The organism is Paenibacillus sp. J22P277 (assembly GCF_059383675.1).
The window spans coordinates 72,857-91,652 of record NZ_JBXENS010000011.1 but is presented as its reverse complement, the minus strand read 5'-3'; the positions used below and the strand labels follow the sequence as shown (position 1 = coordinate 91,652).

At 61.4% G+C, this 18,796-nt stretch carries 17 protein-coding genes; all 17 read left to right on the top strand.

Annotation, left to right across the window (positions count from 1 at the left end; all coding sequences use genetic code 11):
* Positions 1-146 precede the first annotated feature (146 nt).
* The 17 genes from AC50YL_RS32420 (at position 147) to AC50YL_RS32340 (ending at position 18,572) form a co-directional block, all read left to right on the top strand.
* Positions 147-1,091 carry a lysylphosphatidylglycerol synthase transmembrane domain-containing protein gene (locus AC50YL_RS32420; protein ID WP_494837525.1) on the top strand — a complete coding sequence of 315 codons (945 nt, stop codon included), beginning with the start codon at positions 147-149 and terminating at the stop codon, positions 1,089-1,091.
* The gene (locus tag AC50YL_RS32415; protein ID WP_494837524.1) at positions 1,088-2,548 is read left to right on the top strand and encodes an alkaline phosphatase family protein; all 1,461 of its coding nucleotides are present in this window, start codon (positions 1,088-1,090) and stop codon (positions 2,546-2,548) included. Before AC50YL_RS32420 ends, AC50YL_RS32415 begins: the two co-directional genes overlap by 4 nt.
* 39 nt (positions 2,549-2,587) lie before the next feature.
* Positions 2,588-3,388: a glycosyltransferase family 2 protein gene (locus AC50YL_RS32410; protein ID WP_494837523.1), complete on the top strand. Its 801-nt coding sequence runs from the start codon at positions 2,588-2,590 to the stop codon at positions 3,386-3,388.
* A 111-nt stretch (positions 3,389-3,499) separates the two neighbouring features.
* Positions 3,500-5,302: an ArnT family glycosyltransferase gene (locus AC50YL_RS32405; protein ID WP_494837522.1), complete on the top strand. Its 1,803-nt coding sequence runs from the start codon at positions 3,500-3,502 to the stop codon at positions 5,300-5,302.
* 175 nt (positions 5,303-5,477) lie between these two features.
* Complete coding sequence (locus AC50YL_RS32400; protein WP_494837521.1) at positions 5,478-6,275, top strand: hypothetical protein; 798 nt, start codon at positions 5,478-5,480, stop codon at positions 6,273-6,275.
* Positions 6,276-6,334: 59 nt separating this feature from the next.
* Positions 6,335-7,366 carry an FTR1 family iron permease gene (locus AC50YL_RS32395; RefSeq protein ID WP_494837520.1) on the top strand — a complete coding sequence of 344 codons (1,032 nt, stop codon included), beginning with the start codon at positions 6,335-6,337 and terminating at the stop codon, positions 7,364-7,366.
* Positions 7,367-7,654: 288 nt separating this feature from the next.
* Complete coding sequence (locus AC50YL_RS32390; protein WP_494837518.1) at positions 7,655-8,041, top strand: NADH-quinone oxidoreductase subunit A; 387 nt, start codon at positions 7,655-7,657, stop codon at positions 8,039-8,041.
* Positions 8,026-8,544, top strand: coding sequence for a NuoB/complex I 20 kDa subunit family protein (locus tag AC50YL_RS32385; RefSeq protein ID WP_494837516.1), 519 nt, complete (start codon positions 8,026-8,028; stop codon positions 8,542-8,544). Before AC50YL_RS32390 ends, AC50YL_RS32385 begins: the two co-directional genes overlap by 16 nt.
* Positions 8,541-9,950, top strand: coding sequence for an NADH-quinone oxidoreductase subunit C (locus AC50YL_RS32380; RefSeq protein WP_494837514.1), 1,410 nt, complete (start codon positions 8,541-8,543; stop codon positions 9,948-9,950). Before AC50YL_RS32385 ends, AC50YL_RS32380 begins: the two co-directional genes overlap by 4 nt.
* A 6-nt stretch (positions 9,951-9,956) precedes the next feature.
* Positions 9,957-11,057: an NADH-quinone oxidoreductase subunit D gene (locus AC50YL_RS32375; RefSeq protein WP_161745778.1), complete on the top strand. Its 1,101-nt coding sequence runs from the start codon at positions 9,957-9,959 to the stop codon at positions 11,055-11,057.
* Positions 11,057-12,067: an NADH-quinone oxidoreductase subunit NuoH gene (gene nuoH, locus AC50YL_RS32370; protein WP_494837512.1), complete on the top strand. Its 1,011-nt coding sequence runs from the start codon at positions 11,057-11,059 to the stop codon at positions 12,065-12,067. The genes AC50YL_RS32375 and nuoH overlap by 1 nt, the downstream gene beginning before the upstream one ends.
* Positions 12,068-12,206: 139 nt before the next feature.
* Positions 12,207-12,662, top strand: coding sequence for an NADH-quinone oxidoreductase subunit NuoI (nuoI, locus tag AC50YL_RS32365; protein ID WP_494837511.1), 456 nt, complete (start codon positions 12,207-12,209; stop codon positions 12,660-12,662).
* Between the two features lie 3 nt (positions 12,663-12,665).
* Positions 12,666-13,184 carry an NADH-quinone oxidoreductase subunit J gene (locus tag AC50YL_RS32360; protein WP_494837509.1) on the top strand — a complete coding sequence of 173 codons (519 nt, stop codon included), beginning with the start codon at positions 12,666-12,668 and terminating at the stop codon, positions 13,182-13,184.
* Entirely contained in the window at positions 13,185-13,487 is a 303-nt protein-coding gene (gene nuoK, locus AC50YL_RS32355; protein WP_494837507.1) for an NADH-quinone oxidoreductase subunit NuoK, read from the top strand.
* A gap of 5 nt (positions 13,488-13,492) precedes the next feature.
* On the top strand, positions 13,493-15,370 hold the full coding sequence (gene nuoL, locus AC50YL_RS32350; protein ID WP_494837506.1) for an NADH-quinone oxidoreductase subunit L: 1,878 nt from the start codon (positions 13,493-13,495) through the stop codon (positions 15,368-15,370).
* Complete coding sequence (locus tag AC50YL_RS32345) at positions 15,370-17,001, top strand: complex I subunit 4 family protein (RefSeq protein WP_494837505.1); 1,632 nt, start codon at positions 15,370-15,372, stop codon at positions 16,999-17,001. The genes nuoL and AC50YL_RS32345 overlap by 1 nt, the downstream gene beginning before the upstream one ends.
* 5 nt (positions 17,002-17,006) lie before the next feature.
* Positions 17,007-18,572 carry an NADH-quinone oxidoreductase subunit N gene (locus AC50YL_RS32340; RefSeq protein WP_494837504.1) on the top strand — a complete coding sequence of 522 codons (1,566 nt, stop codon included), beginning with the start codon at positions 17,007-17,009 and terminating at the stop codon, positions 18,570-18,572.
* Positions 18,573-18,796: the final 224 nt, after the last annotated feature.

Genomic DNA, 18,796 nt, shown 5'->3' with positions numbered 1-18,796 from the left:
TTCTCAAATCTTCGGAAAAGGTTTGACGGAGTAGATACCGGCCACTATACTTGTTGATAACAGTTCTCATTTATTGAGAAGGACGGCTGATACGACAGGACGGCATGAAGTTGCGAAAAATAGGAATCCCATTAGGCGGGCTTACCTTGGCTGCCTTGTTTGTCTGGTTTACGCTGCGCTGGTTCCAAGGGAAGGCATTGGGCGAAGCGGCGATCCGCCTGCTGCACGCCCCGGACATGCTCCTGCTGATGACGGCGGGTTATGGCTTGTCCTTCTGGCTGAAGGCGTTGTCTTGGCGCCTCTATGCCGGCCGAGAGAAGCTGGACCCGCTGCGGCACTATATGCACCCCTTGTTCGTGAGCTTGCTGATTAATCATATCCTGCCCGTAAAAGCAGGCGACTTGGCGCGTACCGGGTTGTTCGTTCGGAGCACGTCGGTACGCTGGGACGATGCGTTGCATTCCGTTGCCGCCATGCGCGTGCTCGATATGGCTTCGCTGCTGCTGATCGGAACCGCCGGCGCGCTCATGCTCGGCTTGGAGGCATCTCCCTGGTATTGGGTTATGCTTGGGATTGGCATGCTGGCTGCAGCCGCGGCATGGTTAAGTTTGGAACGGCTGCGAAGAGAGGATCGCGGTAAAGCCGGACGCATGGAGGCGCTGTCCGGCTTGGTGCTGAGGCAATACGAACATTTGCGGACGACGCTGGCCTCCGGGAGAGGCGCATTGGCGGCGCTGCTCACGTTTGCCTGCTGGCTGCTGGAAGGCGCGGTCGTATATGGTGTTGCACGAGCGCTCGGGCTGTCCGTTAATCCGCTGCAGGCGGTCTGGGTGACCGGCATGACGATTGCCGGGCAGGTCTTTCACATTACGCCGGGCGGGATCGGCACTTACGAGACGACCTTGACAGCATCGCTCGGCGTACTAGGCGTCGCTGGAAGCGCAGCCTATACGGCGGCGCTGTTGTCGCATGGGTACAAATTCATTTTTGCTTACGTGACGGGAGCGGTATCGCTGGTCATGACGGCCGTCACGTGGACGGAATTGCGAGGGTGGCTGAGGCTGCGCCGAAGAGAGGGGCATGGGGAATGAAGAAAGCGTCCGGATTCGAGATCGTTGCGGCGCGCTGTTGGAACTTGTTGAACGAAGGGAAGCCGTTCACGCCGATCTTCACGGTCGCGGTCTATGCGCTTTATCATATGGGATCCTGGGGAGACGGCGCGTTCTGGGCGCAATTCGGCTTGGGTCTGCTCGCGGGGCTTCCGCTGTTCGCGTTGTATTTTCACTACGATTTCCCGCTGTTCCTGCGGAATTATCTATGGCTGCCCGTCGTTGCGGCGCTGGTCCTCTGGCGGGACGCGCCGCTTGAGCTGGGCTTATACGCACTTGGAGTCGGATTGTTTTTGTTCTTCACGATCTATTTCTGGGGGACGTTCTATTATCATTTGCGAATCGGCACGTCGTGGTGGAATTTCAAGCGCTTCTGGAAGCTCGTGCTGAAAAACAGCGATTCGACGAGCGGCAATGCGCAGGAGCAGTTGCCCAAGTTCCTGCTGCTGCTCTTCGTAGTCGATACGGCGGGAGCGAAATGGACGGACGCGTCGGCGGCAGGCGGCGATTTCGGCTGGGGAACGTATCTGCTCTTTCTCGTCGGGACGGCGCTGTTCGCATGGGTGATGCACCGCAATCTGTTCGATTGGAAGCCGAAAGAGATTCCGGGCTATACGACGCCGATCGAGCCGCCTGCGAACCGCCGGGAAGGGAAGGTATTCGTCCTCGTCATCGACGGCATGCGCAAGGACCGCTTCGAGGAAGCGGATGCGCCGTTCTTGAAGAAATGGCGGGCGGCAGGCACGGAGTACACGCAGATGGAGACGGTATATCCGGCACGGACGGTCGTCTGCTTCTCCTCGATGTTCACCGGTACATACCCGCGCGAGCATGGCATTACGTCGAATATGGTATGGAAGCTCGGGATCAAGGTGGAATCGATCTTCGACAGCCTGCGCAAAGTCGGCAAGAAGGGAAGACTGCTCGGAATCGCGCATCTCATCGATTCCATGGGCGACGACGTGGAGAGCGTGACGGCGGTGATGCATAACGATAAGGCAGACCGCAACATCATGGAACGCGCGAAGCTCATCATGGCGGAGCAGGATCCGGACCTGTTGGTCGTGCAGTTCATCGCGACGGACCAGACGGGACACAGCATGGGCGCATTGTATGGCGAGTATCGGCAAAAGATTGAAGAGGCGGATGCGCTGATCGCCGAATTCGTCGCATGGCTCACGGAACGAGGGGACGCGGACGATGCGACGTTCATCGTATGCGCCGACCATGGACAAGCCGACGGCATAGGCGGGCACGGGCATTTGGACGAGGGAGAGCGGTATGTTCCGTTCTTCCTGCATGGGCCGCAGGTGCGCCAAGGCGTGAAGGTCGACGCGAAGCAGTCGCTCGTCTCGGTCGCGCCCACGCTCAGTTATTTGCTGGGCGCGCCCCTGCCGAGCCATAGCCGCGGTCCGGTGTTGACGGACGCCTTCGAATAGCAAGACATTGACGATTCCGTCGGAAAGAAGTTGAACCGCATGAAGAAGAGGAAGCTGGTCGTTTTTCTGCCCGCCCATAACGAGGAGGGCAATATCGGGCCTGTCATTGCGCGTATTCCCCGGGAAATGGGGAGCGATTGGATCGTCGAGGTGCTGGTCATCGACGACGGCTCCACGGACGGCACGGTTGCGGAAGCGCGGCGGGCGGGCGCCGACCACGTCGTATCGTTTGCCGCGAATCGCGGATTGGGCGCCGCGGTCCGCGAAGGGCTTGCGGGCTGCCTCCGGCTGGGCGCCGATATCGGGCTGATGATCGATGCCGACAATGAATACCCGCCCGAGGAAATTCCGAACGTCATCGCGCCGATCTGCGAGGGCAGGGCGGCGTATACGATGGGGTCCCGTTTCAAGGGGACCATTCGCGGCATGAGGCTGCACCGCCGCGTAGGGAACATTTGCTTTACGATGCTTCAAGCCGTGCTGCTGCGGCGCGTGATCTGGGACGGGCAGTCGGGCATGCGGGGCTTCTCGCGCGAGGCGATGGAGCACGCGGACATCATTCATGATTACAATTACGCGCAGGTGCTGACGCTCAATCTGGTCCGCCAGGGCTTCGCGATGGAAGAAGTGCCGATCACGTACCAGGTTCGGGTGCACGGCCAATCTTTTATCAAATTCCGTAAATACCTCGGTCACGTGCTGCCGGCGATCTGGAGGGAGATGCGTCGACCGGCGGTCAAGCGCGGAAGGGCTGCTCGCGAACCGATGCCTCTTGCAGGCGCGAAGACGGCGGGACGCGGACTGGCGGCGAAGGCCGAACGCGAGCAGCGGTACGGGTGACGATTGGACGCTATATTGGACGCAGGCGCTCAAACCGGTTTGAGCGTCGATCGCTCTGCGCCGTGAGAAATCATGCTTGGCTACTGCTAGGCGTACGCGAGGAAGGGGGCGGTGACGCTGCGCGGTTATGACAAGAGGGATCAGACGATCGTCGCAGAGATACCCGCTGCGCCTCTACACAATCCCGGCAAGCAATCGGGAAGCGGCGAATCCCGGAGAGGGAAAGGGACGTCGCGACTGAACTTGGCTGCGCCGATCATCGCCGTGGTTGCCGCGTTGCTTTGGGCGGCGTACAGCTGGACGCAGCGCAGCCCGTTCGTCGCGAGCTGGGACGAGGCGGATTTCGTGCTGGCCTTGGACCGGTTCGATCTGCTCGCGATGCAGCCGCATTTCCCGGGGTATCCGTATTTCGTGATGGGGGCCATGGGATTGCGGGGACTCGCCGGCGATCCCGTCCGCGCCTACGAAGCGTTGAACATCTTGCTTGGCGCCGCTTCCGTCTATCCGGCATGGCGGCTTGCGCGGCGGCGTCTGACGCCGGCATGGTCGCTGCTCGTCGCGCTGCTGATCCTGACGTCGCCCTATCTCTGGCTGCAGACCGTCCGACCGATGTCGGAGGCGGCGGGCATCGCCGTGCTGTGGTGGTACCTGTGGTGCTGGCAGCGGGCGATGGAGCGCAGGACATGGAGGCGGATGACGGCGGCGTTGTTCGTATTCGGTCTTTTGATGGGCGTGCGCCTGTCGTTCGCTCCCTTCGGACTCGGCGTCTGTTGGCTGCTCGGCGCGGCTTGGGCGGATTGGCGGCGGGAGCGGAGGCGGCTATGGCCGAGACTGATCGTGTTCGCGGCGATCGCGTCCGGGTGTCAGTTGTTATGGCTGGCCGGACTGGCGCTTAGCGAAGGCGGCGTGCGGGGGTTCCTCCAGCTGGCCGCGGCCTTCACGGAAGGCCACTTCAGCGAGTGGGGCGGCGGCGTGGCTTCCGCCGCGGACGACCTTTCCTTCGCGTCGCGGTTGCTGCGCTTCGCGGGCGACAACATGCTGTGGACCGGGATGTTCGCCCGGTCCACGGCGCTGTTCGCGGCGGCGGCGGCGCTGCTGCTCGCCGCCGTGCTCTCCGCGGGGGCGAGGCCGCGCCCGCCCCGCGGCAGCGCGAGCGCCGGCGCCCGCTTGGCGCCCCGGGCGGCGGCGTGGCTTTGCCGCCCGGGGCTGCCCGGCGCGCTCGCCGCGCTCGCGGGCGCCTACGGCGCTTGGGCGCTGCTGGCGCAGAACATCGACAAGCCGCGCCACATCACGCCCCTCATCGGCGTGATATGGCTGCTGCTTGCGCTGCTCTGCGCGGCAGCGCCATCGGCGCGGCCCGCCGCGCCCGCATCGCCGGCGGCGACGCCCGGCGATGATGCCGCTGCGCCGCAGCGGCCGCCCGCGCCGGCAGACCCCGGCGCCGGCGCAAACCCGCCGCGCGGCGAGCGCATCCGCCGCGCGCTGCGAACCGCCGGCGCGCTCATCGCCGCCGGCGTGGTCGCGCTCCAAGCCGCGCGGGGCGGCGCGCTCGTCGCGCTGCAGGCGGACGAGATGCCGGCCGTCTACCGACTCGGGCAAGGGCTGCGCGAGCTGGCGGCGGCGCACCCGGACGACCGCTTCGTCGTCTACACCTACGAGGAGACGCGCGTTCTCGACTACCTGCATGTGCCGGTGACGAACCGTCGAATCGAGACCTACGATTATTTCATCGCGGACGTGCAGGCGGATCCGGGCGCGACGATCTTGCTGACCGACCATGTCCTGAAGGGCTTCGAAGCGCAGGTCGGATCGTTGGCGGGAAAAGTGAAGCCGATAGCGGATTACGCCAGCAACTCGCTGTTCGATCCGGTCTACGGCCATATCACGTTGTACGAATGGGTCGGCGGGCAGTGAGCGGCCGCTCGTTCACTGGAAATTACACAGGTTGTTCACACTTTTCGGCAGGCTGGAAGCGTATAATAAACCTATTGACACGCTAATTGAAAATGATTATCGTTATTGTCGGGCGAACCGTTTATTTGCGCCTGCCAGAAGAGCAAAGACGACCAGAAAAAGGTGAATTGCAGCCATGCGCATGATGGTGAAGACCGCAATGCTGTTCATTGCGCTTTTCCTCGCTTTGGCGCCCGCGGGCGTCTGGGCTTATTCCTACGGCGATGCCAATACCGAGGATGTGGCCGAAACGTTCAAGCTCGTCGTCTCCGACCTGGGCAAGACGCCGGCCGATTGGACGGGCGCGGAAGCCGCCCACAAGGAAAGACGGGAAGAGATTGCCGCGCACTTCGGCGAAGAAGTCGCCGCGACCTTGGACGCGAATATGAAATCCCGCGATGCGGATGACACGATTGCCAACTATAAAGCGTTGCTTGTCATGAATTTGGACCGGCGGTTCGACAATGCCATGCAAACCATAACCGATTATACGCAGGCGAAGCTGCTGCTGGCGAAAGCCCGCGCGACGTACGAGACGCTGGCGCCTTATGCGGAAGCGAAGCTGTCCAAGACGGAGCTGGACGGCTTGTCCGCCGATTTTGACGCCGCGCTGGAGGCGATCGGCAACCCCGGTTTGTTCGGCGTAGGCAAGAAGGAGGCCGACGAGCAGGCGCTCCAAACCGCCGTGAACAAAGTTTACGGCGCGTTGAAACCGCTCTTTCCGTACACGCCCGACCAAGCGGCCGGAGGCGCGAAGGATCCGGACGCGGCCGTCCAAGCGGCCGAGCCCGACACCATCGACGGCACGAAGCAGCATGCGGCGATGGAGCGGGAAGACAAAACGAACCCCGCGATCACCGTCGGCGTGATCGCGGGCATCGTCGTCATCGGCGGCGGAGCCGTCTTCTGGGCGCGCCGCAAAGGGCTGCTGTAGCCGCTGTTCCGGCAGCTGCGGCGTACATACGAGGTTAAAGTAAGGAGTGAGCGTTCACCATGAACCTGCAGGCGTTTCTCATCACGTTTCGCGAGGCGTTCGAAGCGATATTGATCGTCGGCATCATCATTTCGTATTTGAACCGGATCGGGCAGTCCCGCTGGAACAAATACGTTTGGCTCGGCGTCGCGCTCGCGGTCGCCGCGAGCCTCGGCGTCGCGATGCTGTTTCAGAACGTGCTCGACGGCTATGCGACCATGGGCAGCAAGGATTATTTGCGGATCGGCATATTGCTCGTCTCGGCGGGATTGCTGACGCATATGATTCTGTTCATGAGCAAGCAAAACCGCGAGATGCGAAGCAAGCTGCAGAGCAAGGTGGCGCTTATTCTCACGGCCGGAGGCGCGATCAACATGATCGTGCATTCGTTCCTCGTCACGCTGCGCGAAGGCGTGGAGACGGTATTCTTCTTCGCCGCCATTTCTTCCGGCGACATCTCCAAGGTGCTGCAAAGCTGGGGAGCGCTCGCGGGTCTGCTCGCGGCGGCGACGCTCGGAGTGGTCGTTTTCAAGGGCAGCAAGAAAATCCAGATCGGTACGTTCTTCAAGGTGACGAGCGTGTTCCTGATCATGATCGCCGCGGGCCTCTTGGTGCAAGCGGTCGGCGTCATGCAGGATCTGCGCGTCATCGGCAGCGTCTACAAGACGCCGGGCGGGCAGGTCGCGGCCATGTACGATTTGACCTGGCTGCTGCCCGAGCATCCGATCGATGAAGCGAACTATATCCGGGATACCGGACATCATCCGGTTTTCCACGGACAAGTCGGCGTGTTCTTCAAAGCGTTCCTCGGCTACTCGGAAGATCCGTCGCTCGAGGAATTCGCGTGCTACTGGCTCTATTACGTGTTCGTCTTCGTCCTGATCGCGAGGCAGAAGAAGGTTGCCGGCCTGGCCGCCGCGAAAGCGAGGGAGGACGAAGAGCGCGCCGATCCGGGCATGCCGCCGGCATCCGCCGTTCCCGCGGAGCCTGCGGCGAATCCCGCGAACGCCGACGACGAACAGGTTCGTAAAGTCGCTCCGACAGCCGTATAAACCGCTTATTGCATACAGAGAAGCTCTTCCTTCGTATCGTCGAAGGGGGAGCTTTTTTGCGTAGCGGCAGAGAGTTGCCTAAATCGTCACAACTTTTTCGGGGCGAACGAGCATATAGATTTCAAACGGCGGCGGTTTTTAAGAAGGACGGGAGTGGGCATAACTGAGGATTGGACCAAGGAAGCGCATCCAACTCCGTCATAGACGCAAGTGGCAGGTTTTGTTATAATTGTGAGGGAATTTTGTCCAAGTTCGCTGCACGTATTTGCGCCCTGTAGATCCCTAACCATGGAGGCGAAAGTTGTGGAGAAGTACATCAACAATTACGTTATTGTGGCGATCTTCATTCTTATCGGCATTCTGCTTCCCGTGGTCGCGCTGACCGTCGGCCGGCTTCTTCGGCCCAACAAGCCGAACGACGAGAAGAAAACCACGTACGAAAGCGGGAACGAGCCCGTAGGGGAAGGGCAGGTTCGCTTCAACGTGCGCTACTATTTGTTCGCGCTTATGTTTGTCATCTTTGATGTCGAAACCGTTTTCCTATATCCGTGGGCCGTTGCGTATAAGCAGCTCGGCCTTTTTGTGCTTGTCGAGATGGCGATCTTTACGGGACTTCTGCTGATCGGATTACTCTACGCCTGGAAGAAGAAGGTGCTGAAATGGAATTCAATTTAGAGTCGATTACGCCGGAAGAGCGGCAAGAGCTGGAACGCAACGTATTCATGGGCACGCTGGAGCAGCTGAAGGCATGGGCGCGCAGCAACTCGCTGTGGCCGCTGACGTTCGGACTGGCCTGCTGCGCCATCGAGATGATGGGCACGGGCGCGTCGCATTATGACCTTGACCGGTTCGGGGTCATGTTCCGCACGTCGCCCCGGCAATCCGACGTGATGATCGTCGCCGGGACCGTCACGAAGAAGATGGGACCGTTGCTTCGCCGGCTGTACGACCAGATGCCGGAACCCAAATGGGTGATCGCGATGGGCTCCTGCGCCACGGCGGGCGGGCCGTACGTCAAATCGTACTCCGTCATGAAAGGCGTCGACCAAATCGTGCCCGTCGACGTGTATATTCCGGGTTGTCCGCCGAATCCTGCCGCGCTGATCTACGGCATCAACAAGCTTCAGGAGAAGATTCGCTATGAAGCGAAGACCGGGAAGCGGGTGACGAGCCGATGAGCGACGAGAAGGAAAAGGATCCGGAGAAAAGCAGTCAGCCGGAATCGGAAGCATCCGCGACTAACGGACCGGATACGGACGCGGCAACGGAAGCCGCGCAATCCGAAGGCGATGTCGTTCCGGCGCAGGAGCCGGCTATGCCGTCCGAAACGGCAGAAAGCGACGCGAAGTCGGCTGATGCGGCCTTTTCTCCGGCAAGCGCGGCTTCAGCCGAAGAACCGAAGGTTCCGGCTGCGGCCGGCGATTCCGCATCGCCGGCTGCGCCTGCAGCGGCTGACGATAACGCTTTAAGCGCCGCCCCTGCAGCGGAAGACAAGTCCGCCGCTCAAGGAACGCCTGCGGCATCGACTGATGCCCCGGCCGCAGCCGGCCCCGGGGAGACGGCGTCTCCAACCGACGCGGAAGCGCAGCAGAGGGACGTTGTTCCCGCGCAGCCGGCGAACGCCGCTCAGACGCAGCAGAGCGGCGAAGCGCCCGCGGTCGACCCCGAGCGCGAAGCGAAGCTGAAAGCCGCCGCGGAAGCCCGCGCGGCCCGCGCCGCGGCGAAAGCGGCGGCCGAGGGCGGTGTTCCCGCATCGGCGGACGCCGCCCAAGCGCAGCAGAGCGACGCTGTTCCCGCGCAGCCGGCGAACGCCGCTCAGACGCAGCAGAGCGGCGAAGCGCCCGCGGTCGACCCCGAGCGCGAAGCGAAATTGAAAGCGGCCGCGGAAGCCCGAGCGGCCCGCGCCGCGGCGAAAGCGGCGGCCGAGGGCGGTGCTCCCGCATCGGCGGACGCCGCCCAAGCGCAGGCAAGCGGCGAAGCACCCGCGGCCGACCCCGAGAAGGAAGCAAAGCTGAAGGCAGCCGCGGAAGCCCGAGCGGCCCGCGCCGCGGCGAAGGCGGCCGCGGACGGCGAAGCCGCTGCCCCTGCCGAGCCGAAGCCGCCTTCCCCGATGCAGCCGCAGCTCGATCTGGCGGTGGAATTGATCCGCGCGCAGGCGGCTGAGGACGCGATCGAGGACTCATACATAAACGAACTGGACGGCCACCGGCCGACCTTGATCATACGCGGCGAACGGCTGATTGCCGCAGCCGAGCTGCTGAAGTCGCACCAGGCGCTTCAGATGAATTACCTCCGCAACGTATCCGGCGTCGATTACGAGACGCATCTGGAAGTGGTGTACCATTTGGTATCCCTGCAGTCCGGGCAGGAAATCGCGGTGAAGGTGAAGACGGACCGCGAAGCGCCGTCGGTGCCCTCCGTCGCGCCGGTCTGGGAGACGGCCAACTGGAACGAGCGCGAGATTTACGATTTGCTCGGCGTCGATTTTCCAGGCCATCCCGATCTGCGGCGCATCATGATGCCGGACGGTTGGGTCGGACATCCGCTTCGCAAAGATTACGAACCGCTGGACCCGGAGGTGTGATGAGCCGTGATTCGAACCGAAGAACTGCTGCTTAACGTCGGCCCGCAGCATCCCAGCACGCATGGCGTGTTCCGCATCATCGTCAAGCTCGACGGCGAAGTGATCACGGAAGCGACGCCGGTCATGGGTTACCTGCACCGGGGGACGGAGAAGCTCGCGGAAGACCTGAATTATACGCAGATCATTCCTTATACCGACCGGATGGATTACGTATCCGCCATGACGACGAACTACGTGCTCTGCCACGCCGTCGAGAAAATGATGGGGCTCGAGGTGCCGGAGCGGGCGGAATTCATGCGGCTGATCGTCATGGAGCTGCAGCGCGTCGCGAGCCATCTCGTCTGGTGGGGGACGTACCTGCTGGACATCGGGGCGATGAGCCCGTTCCTGTTCGCCTTTCGCGACCGGGAAATCATCATTAATCTGTTCAACGAGCTGTGCGGCGCCAGGCTGACGTACAATTACATGCGCGTCGGCGGCGTCAAATGGGATGCGCCTCCGGGCTGGATCGAGCAGGTGCGCGATTTCATTCCGTACATGGAAGGCAAGCTAGACGAATACCACAACCTTGTCAGCGGCAACGAAATCTTCCTTGCCCGGATCCGGGGCGTCGGCCGCTACGATGCGGAAACGGCGATCAATTTCGGTCTGTCGGGCGCCAACCTGCGGTCGACGGGCGTGGATTGGGACTTGCGCAAAAGCAAGCCATACAGCCTGTACGACCGGTTCGAGTTCGATGTGCCGCTCGGCCGGAACGGCGACTGCTACGACCGGTACAACATCCGGCTGGAGGAAGTCCGCCAATCGCTGCGCATCCTGAAGCAGGCGGTCGAGCAATTCCCCGGCCCCGGCGACGTGATGGGCAAGGTGCCGCGCGTCATCCGGCCGCCGGCGGGCGAGCTGTACGTCGGCATCGAATCGCCGCGCGGCGAGATCGGGTGCCATATCGTATCCAAAGGCAAAGCGGAGCCGTACCGCCTGAAATTCCGCCGTCCGTCGTTCGTTAATCTGCAGATACTGCCGAAGCTGCTCGTCGGCGAGACGATGACGAATCTCATTACGATTCTGGGCGGCATCGATATTGTCGTCGGGGAGGTCGACTGCTGATGGGAGCTTGGCTGGACGAAACCTTGACCTGGGGCCATGCGCTCCTGTTTTTCCTATGGGGCGTCATTCTCCTCATGGTCGTGCTCGGCTTCGTGACGTACGCCATCTTCTTCGAACGGAAGGTCATCGGCTGGATGCAATTCCGGATCGGCCCGAACCGGGTCGGACCGTGGGGGCTGCTGCAGTCGGTCGCCGATATCACGAAGCTGTTGATCAAGGAAGACACCATCCCGCGCAAGGCGGACCGGGCGCTGTTCATTCTGGCCCCGGCGCTGGCGTACGTGCCGGCGTTCGCGGTGCTGGCGGTCATTCCGTATACGCAGAAGCTGTATTTCGCCGATATCAACGTCGGGCTGCTCTATTACGTGGCGTTGTCCGGCATCTCGACGATCGCGATCATTCTCGGCGGCTGGTCGTCCAATAACAAGTACGCGCTTCTCGGGGGCATGCGCTCTGCCGCGCAAATGATCAGCTACGAGGTCCCGCTCGTCATCTCCGTCGTCGGCGTCGTCATGCTATCGGGCTCGCTGAACCTGCGCTCCATCGCGGACCAGCAGGGCGATTGGTTCTGGCAGTGGAATTTTCTGCCGCAGATCATCGGGTTCGTCGTCTTCATCATCGCGGCGGTGTCGGAGCTTAACCGGACGCCGTTCGACCTTCCGGAAGCGGAATCGGAGCTGGTCGCCGGTTATCACGTCGAATACAGCGGCTTCCGGTTCGCGTTCTTCATGCTGACGGAGTACGTGTACGTCTACGCCATCGCGGCGCTGACGACGGTGCTCTTCCTGGGCGGCTGGCATGCACCGTTCCCGTTCCTCGATTGGGTGCCGGGCATCATCTGGTTCCTGCTTAAATTCTCGTCGATCGTCTTCTTCCTGTTCTGGATCAGGGCGACCCTGCCGCGGATCCGCATCGACCAGCTCATGGGGCTCGGTTGGAAGGTCCTGCTGCCGGTGGCGATCCTGAACGTGTTTCTGACCGCGGTTTACATGGAGCTGTTCGTGAAGTGAAGCGACGGATCCCAGTAAGTTTGCATTGCGCAGGAATGAAAACGAGCAGCGCCGCTATAAGAACGGCGTCAGCCTTCTCGCCTTGCTTGCCGGGAGCCCCGGCAAAGGCTTCGCACAAAACTCGAAGGAGGGGGAAGCAATGAAAGGACTCTTGAAAGGGCTTGGCGTCACGCTGCAATCCATGACCAAGAAGAAAGTCACGACCTCCTATCCCGACGTGCCCATCGTCATGCCGGACCGATTTCGCGGCATCCAGCATTTCGAGCCGGACAAATGCATCGTCTGCAACCAATGCGTGCGGATTTGCCCGACGGAATGCATCACGCTCACGGGCAAGGCGAACCCGGACCCCGAGAAGAAGGGGAAGGTCATCGATACGTACGACATCAATTTCGAACTTTGCATCCTGTGCGATCTCTGCACGGAGGTGTGTCCGACGGAAGCCATCGTCATGACGGGCAACTTCGAGCTGGCGTCCTACAGCCGCGACGACTTGTTCAAAGACATGCAGTGGCTGGACGACAATAACCGCAACGTCCGTCAGGACAACAACAACATCGGCGCTCCCGCCGCAGCCAAGGGAGGAGCGAAGTAACGCATGTTCAATTTCAATTTCAGCGGAGAGTTCGTCGCTTTCTTCGTCTTCTCGGTCATGATCATCAGCGGCGCGGTACTGATGGTCAGCTTCACGAAAGTCGTGCATATGGTCGTGTCGTTGGCCGCCGTGTTCATCGGCGTCGCGGGCATGTTCATCTTGCTCGATGCGGAGTTTCTGGCTTTCGTGCAGGTGCTCATCTATGCCGGCGCCGTCTCGATCCTGATGATCTTCGGCATCATGATGACGAAGCACCAGGACGCCGAGACGGAACGGCCCCGCACGCTGCATGACACGCTGACGGCCATCGGCGCGCTTGCGCTGTTCGGCATTTTGTTCTACGCGATCCGCCAATCCGATTTTCCGGCGCCTCCGCAGGCGGCGGATCAAACGGTCGACAATACGATGGCTATCGGCCAAGCGCTGTTTACCGGCTACGTGGTTCCGTTCGAGCTCGTATCGGTGCTGCTTACGGTCGCGTTCATCGGCGCGATCGTGCTCGCCAAGAAGGAGGCGGATTAGATGTTGTCTTCCTATTTAACCATGGCGGCGATTCTGTTCTGTCTGGGGCTGTACGGTGCCCTTACGAAACGGAATGCCGTCATCGTCCTATTATCCATCGAATTGATGCTGAACGCCGTCAACCTGAACCTGGTCGCGTTCTCCAAATACGGCGTCGTGCCTTCGCTGTCGGGCCAAATGTTCACGCTCTTCAGCATCGCCGTCGCGGCGGCCGAAGCGGCCGTGGGCATCGCCGTGCTGATGGCGCTGTACCGGGCGCGCGGAACCGTCAACGTGGACGATTACGACGAGATGAGGAGGTAGCGCGCATGGACACGACTTTTTCGCAGATCGCCTGGCTGATCCCCGTCTTTCCGTTCGTCGCGTTCCTGCTGCTGCTGGCTTTCGGCCGCTCCTCGCGAACGATCGGCGTCGCGCTCGGTTCGATCAGCTCGCTCGCGGGTCTCGTGCTCTCCCTGCTCGTGCTGATCGAGCATATGACGGACGGCACCAAGTATTATCAATACGCCTTCAAATGGATCGATACGGGCACCGTCGTATTCAAGGCCGGCTTCGAAGTGACGAACTTGACGGCGCTGATGCTCGTCGTGGTTACCACGGTCAGCTTTCTGGTCAATGTGTACTCGGCCGGCTACATGAAGGGCGACGAACGGATTTCCGTCTTCTACGGCTACGTCGCGCTGTTCACGTTCTCCATGCTGGGACTCGTGCTGTCCGACAACATGCTGACGCTGTATATTTTCTGGGAGCTCGTCGGCGTCTGTTCGTTCCTGCTCGTCGGCTTCTGGTTCAGCAAGCCGGAAGCGAAGGCGGCCGCCAAGAAGGCGTTCATCGTGACGCGGATCGGCGACGCGGGCCTGCTGCTGGGCATTCTGCTGCTCTATTGGTACATGCCGGACCATGCGCTCGATTTCGTGCGGATCGGCAATGCGTTCGACGGCGGCTCCGGCGTCATCGCGGCAGGCGTGACGACTTGGATCGCCATTCTCATCTTCGTCGGCGCGGTCGGCAAATCCGGTCAATTCCCGCTGCACGTGTGGCTGCCGGACGCGATGGAAGGCCCGACGCCGATCAGCGCGCTCATCCATGCCGCGACGATGGTCGCCGCGGGCGTGTTCCTGGTCGCGCGGACGTTCGATATCTTTCAGGCCTCGCAGACGGCAATGGACATCGTGGCCTACATCGGCGGTTTCACCGCGATCTTCGCGGCCACCATCGGCGTGGCGCAGAACGACATCAAGCGCATCCTCGCTTTCTCGACGGTCAGCCAACTGGGGTACATGATGATGGCGCTCGGGCTGAACTCGATGACGGGCGGGATCTTCCATCTCTTCACGCATGCATTCTTCAAGGCGCTGCTCTTCCTTGGGGCGGGAAGCGTCATCCACGCCGTACATACGCAGAACATTCAAGAGATGGGCGGACTCGGCTCCAAGATGAAGATCACCGCCTGGACGTTCGGCATCGGCGCGCTGGCGTTGTCCGGCATTCCGCCGTTCTCGGGGTTCTGGTCCAAGGACATGATCTTGAATATCGCCTACCACGAGAAGCCCGGACTATTCGTTGTAGGCGTCGTCGCGGCGTTCTTCACCGCATTCTACATGTCGCGGCTGTTCTTCCTCGTCTTCATGGGCAAGCCCAAGGGAGAGCAGCATGTCCATGCGCACGAGTCGCCTTCGTCCATGACGATTCCGTTGATCGTGCTGGCCGTGCTTGCCGTTATCGCGGGTTTCGTACAGACGCCGTGGAACGACACGCTCGGCAACTGGCTGACGGACGGCGCGGAGCGGGAGAACGGCGGCGGCGGGCTCGTCATGGTCATTTCCGCGGCGATCGGCCTGCTCGGGTTGTACTTGGGATGGCTCGTCTTCGTCAAGGGCATGATCCCGCGCGACATCGTCTCGGCCCGGGCGCCTTGGCTGGTTAGACTGCTGGAGCGCAAATATTACGTCGACGAGCTGTACGAATGGCTGATCGTCCGGCCGCTTCGGGCGCTCGGCGGGCTGCTCAATGCCATTGACGATTACGTCGTGGACGGCCTGGTGCGCGCGGCGGGCGGCGCGGCGGTCCTGCTTGGCAGGGGCGGCACGCGGATGCAGAACGGCCAGCTTCAAACGTATGGACTGATCACCGCGTTCGGGCTCGTCATTCTTATCGCGGCCGTCGCCTTAAGGAGGTTCTGGTAATGCCTGCGGATCTTCCGATACTTTCCCTGATTACGTTCTCGCCGCTGCTCGGTCTGCTCGTGCTGCTCTTTCTGCCGAAGCACCGCAGCCGATGGCTGAAAGTGACGGCCATCACGGCGACGATCCTGCCGTTGTTGCTTTCGTTCTGGCTGTACGCCGATTACGACGGGGTCAAGGGCGGCAAGCAGTACGAAGAACAAGCGACCTGGATTTCGACCTCGCTCAACAAAGAAGCGGTCGGCGAAGTCAGTTCCTATACGCTCGAGATGCAATACCATCTGGGCGTGGACGGCTTGTCGATGCCGCTGCTCCTGCTGACGACCATCGTCGGCGTCATGGCCGCGCTGGCGTCCGTGCACATCAAGAAACGGTGGAAGGCCTTCTATATCTGGTTCCTGCTGCTGGAGGTCGGCATGATCGGCGTCTTCCTGGCGCGCGACGTGTTCCTCTTCTTCGTCTTCTTCGAAATGACGCTGATCCCGATGTTCTTCCTGATCGGCATCTGGGGCTATATGAACCGGGAGCAGGCGGCGAACAAATTCTTGATCTACAACGGCATCGGGTCGGCGATCATGCTGTTGGCCTTCGTGTTTCTCGTCGCGACCGCCGGTTTTCGGGCCGAACAGCTGCCGGAACAGCAGCAGACCCACCTCTCCTACAGCGGCAGCTACGACGTCATCGGCGCGAATCTGGCCGACCCGAACGCGTACGTGAACCTGTCGCCGGAGCAAACGCAGGGGACGGATAACCCCCTGTACTTGTCCGAACGCATGCATTGGGTCATCTTCCTGCTGCTGCTGATCGCGTTCGGCATCAAGCTGCCGATCTTTCCGTTCCATACCTGGATGCTGAAGGTTCACGCGGAGGCCCCGCCTTCCGTCGTCATGATCCACTCGGGCGTGCTGCTCAAGATGGGCGCCTACGGCCTGCTTCGTTTCGGGGTCTTCATGTTCCCGGCGCAGACCAAGGATTGGGCGACGGTGCTCGCGATACTCGGGGTCGTCAATATCCTGTACGGGGCGGTGCTCGCGCTCGTGCAGAAGGAATTCAAGCTCGTGCTCGCCTATTCGTCCATCAGCCATATGGGCATCGTGCTGCTCGGGATCGCGTCGCTGAACGAAATCGGATTGCACGGCGCCGTCATCCAGCTCGTCTCGCACGGTCTCATCTCCGCGCTGTTATTCCTGCTCGTCGGAAGCATCTACGAGCGTACCGGCTCCACGGAGCTGAAGGACCTGGGCGGGCTGGCCAGAAGCATGCCGTTCCTGAGCGGCATCCTGCTCGCGGCCGGCATGGCGTCGCTCGGGCTGCCGGGATTGTCCGGCTTCGTCGGCGAATTCCTGTCGCTGCTGGGCTTGTTCGACTCCATGCGGGTCATTACGGCGATCGCCGTCCTTGGCGTCATCCTGACTGCGGTGTACGTGCTGCGGAGCGTGCTCGGCATCACCTTCGGCGCGCTGCCGGAACGGTTCGCCGCGATTCGCGACGTTCGCCTCGTGGAGGCGGTGCCGATGATCGCGCTGCTCGCGTTCATCGTGCTGATCGGCATTTACCCGGCCGTATTGACGCAGCCGATGCAGCATGGCTTCGACTCGCTGCTCCGGCAGCTATCTGACAAGGCGGGGAGGTAGGGGAAATGGACGCAACACAGCAGCTGCAATCCCTCTCTTGGAGCGATGCGGCCTATCTCGCCCCGGAATGGATACTGATCGCGTTCATGATCGGCCTGGCCGTGCTCGACCTGTTCCTGCCGCGGCGCGCCTTGACGGGTTGGCTGACGCTTACCGGGCTGCTTACGTCGCTCGGGTTTGTCATCTGGCGGTTGACGGAGCTCGCGAACTCGGCGGGACAGACGGACGCGGCCGGGCAGCCGGTTAACGGCATTATCCGGATCATGGCGGACAGCTACCGGATCGATTATTTCTCGAGCCTGCTCAAGATCGTCTTCCTCGTTGCCGCGGCGCTCATCGTCTTGATGAGTCTGGGCACGGTGAAGCGATCCGATATATCGGACCGGGGCGAATATTATTATTTGCTGCTGCCTGCCGTTTGCGGCGCGATGATCATGGCGTCTTCCGGCGATATGATCACGTTGTATATCGGACTGGAGCTGCTCAGCATCACGACTTACGTGCTCGTCGGCATCCGCAAGCATGCCGTGCAATCGACCGAGGCGGCATTCAAATACGTGGTGACGGGCGGCATCTCGTCGGCGCTCATCCTGTTCGGCATGTCCTACCTGTACGGAATCACGGGCGCGACGAACCTGGGCGCGATCGCACAAGGCATCAAGGAGCACGGCATCGATTTTCCCGCCATTCTGTACGTGGCCTTCTTCTTTCTCATCGCGGGTCTCGGCATCAAAATCGCGGCGGCGCCGTTCCATTATTGGGCGGCCGACGTATACCAAGGGGCGCCGACGCCGATTACCGCGTTCCTGGCGGTCGTGTCCAAAGGCGCCGCGTTCGCGGTTATTTTGCGGATTGTCTACAATACCGCCTTCTTCGCTTCCTCGCCGGGCAAGCCGGTGACGAGCGACGTGTTCCTCGTCCTGCTGATCCTCGCCGCCGCGGCGATGCTCATCGGCTCGACGATGGCTTTGAGGCAGTTCAACGTCAAACGTCTCATGGCGTTGTCGGGCGTGGCGAATGCCGGGTACATGCTCGTACCCGTGGGCTTGTCCATCAAGGGCATGCACGCATCGGGGTTCGGCGAGTTCGTCTTCTACCTGGCCGCGTACCTGCTGATGACGATCGGCGCGCTGGCCGTCGTCGGCGTGATCGGCAAGTCGGAGGGCGCCGACGACGTCGGGAGCTTCGCGGGCTTGTACCACCGGGCGCCATGGACGGCGGTCGCGATGGTCGTGTTCCTGCTTTCCCTTGCCGGCCTGCCGGTTACGGGCGGATTCTTCGGAAAGCTGTTCATCCTGCTGGGCGCGATGCAATCCAAAGACTATTGGATCGCCGCCGTCATGGTCGCGAGCAGCGTCATCTCGTATTATTTCTACTTCGGACTGATCCGCCAAATGTTCATGCGTTCGACGAACGACGCGGATGTCCGGGTTCCGGCGACGAGCGGCATCGTCATCTGGCTGTGCGCGATCGCGACGGTCGCGCTCGGCATCGTGCCGGGTCCGGTGCTCGATTGGGTCAACAGCCATTTCACGATCATGAACGATTTGTTCGTGCAGCTCGTTCCGTAATGCCCGAAGCGGCGTAGGTTGGACTCTCGCCATGCGCTTCCCGAACCTCCGGCATCCCGATTGCGCAATCGGGGCCGGGGGTTTTTTGATCGGCGTCGGAAATGTTCATACAAAATTCAAACGTAAGCATGCACAAAGACGCATACATATCGATGAACGCGATGGAAAGCCGGGACGATAGACCTGAATCATCGGATTTCTATAATTTGTCAAAAGGATATCGG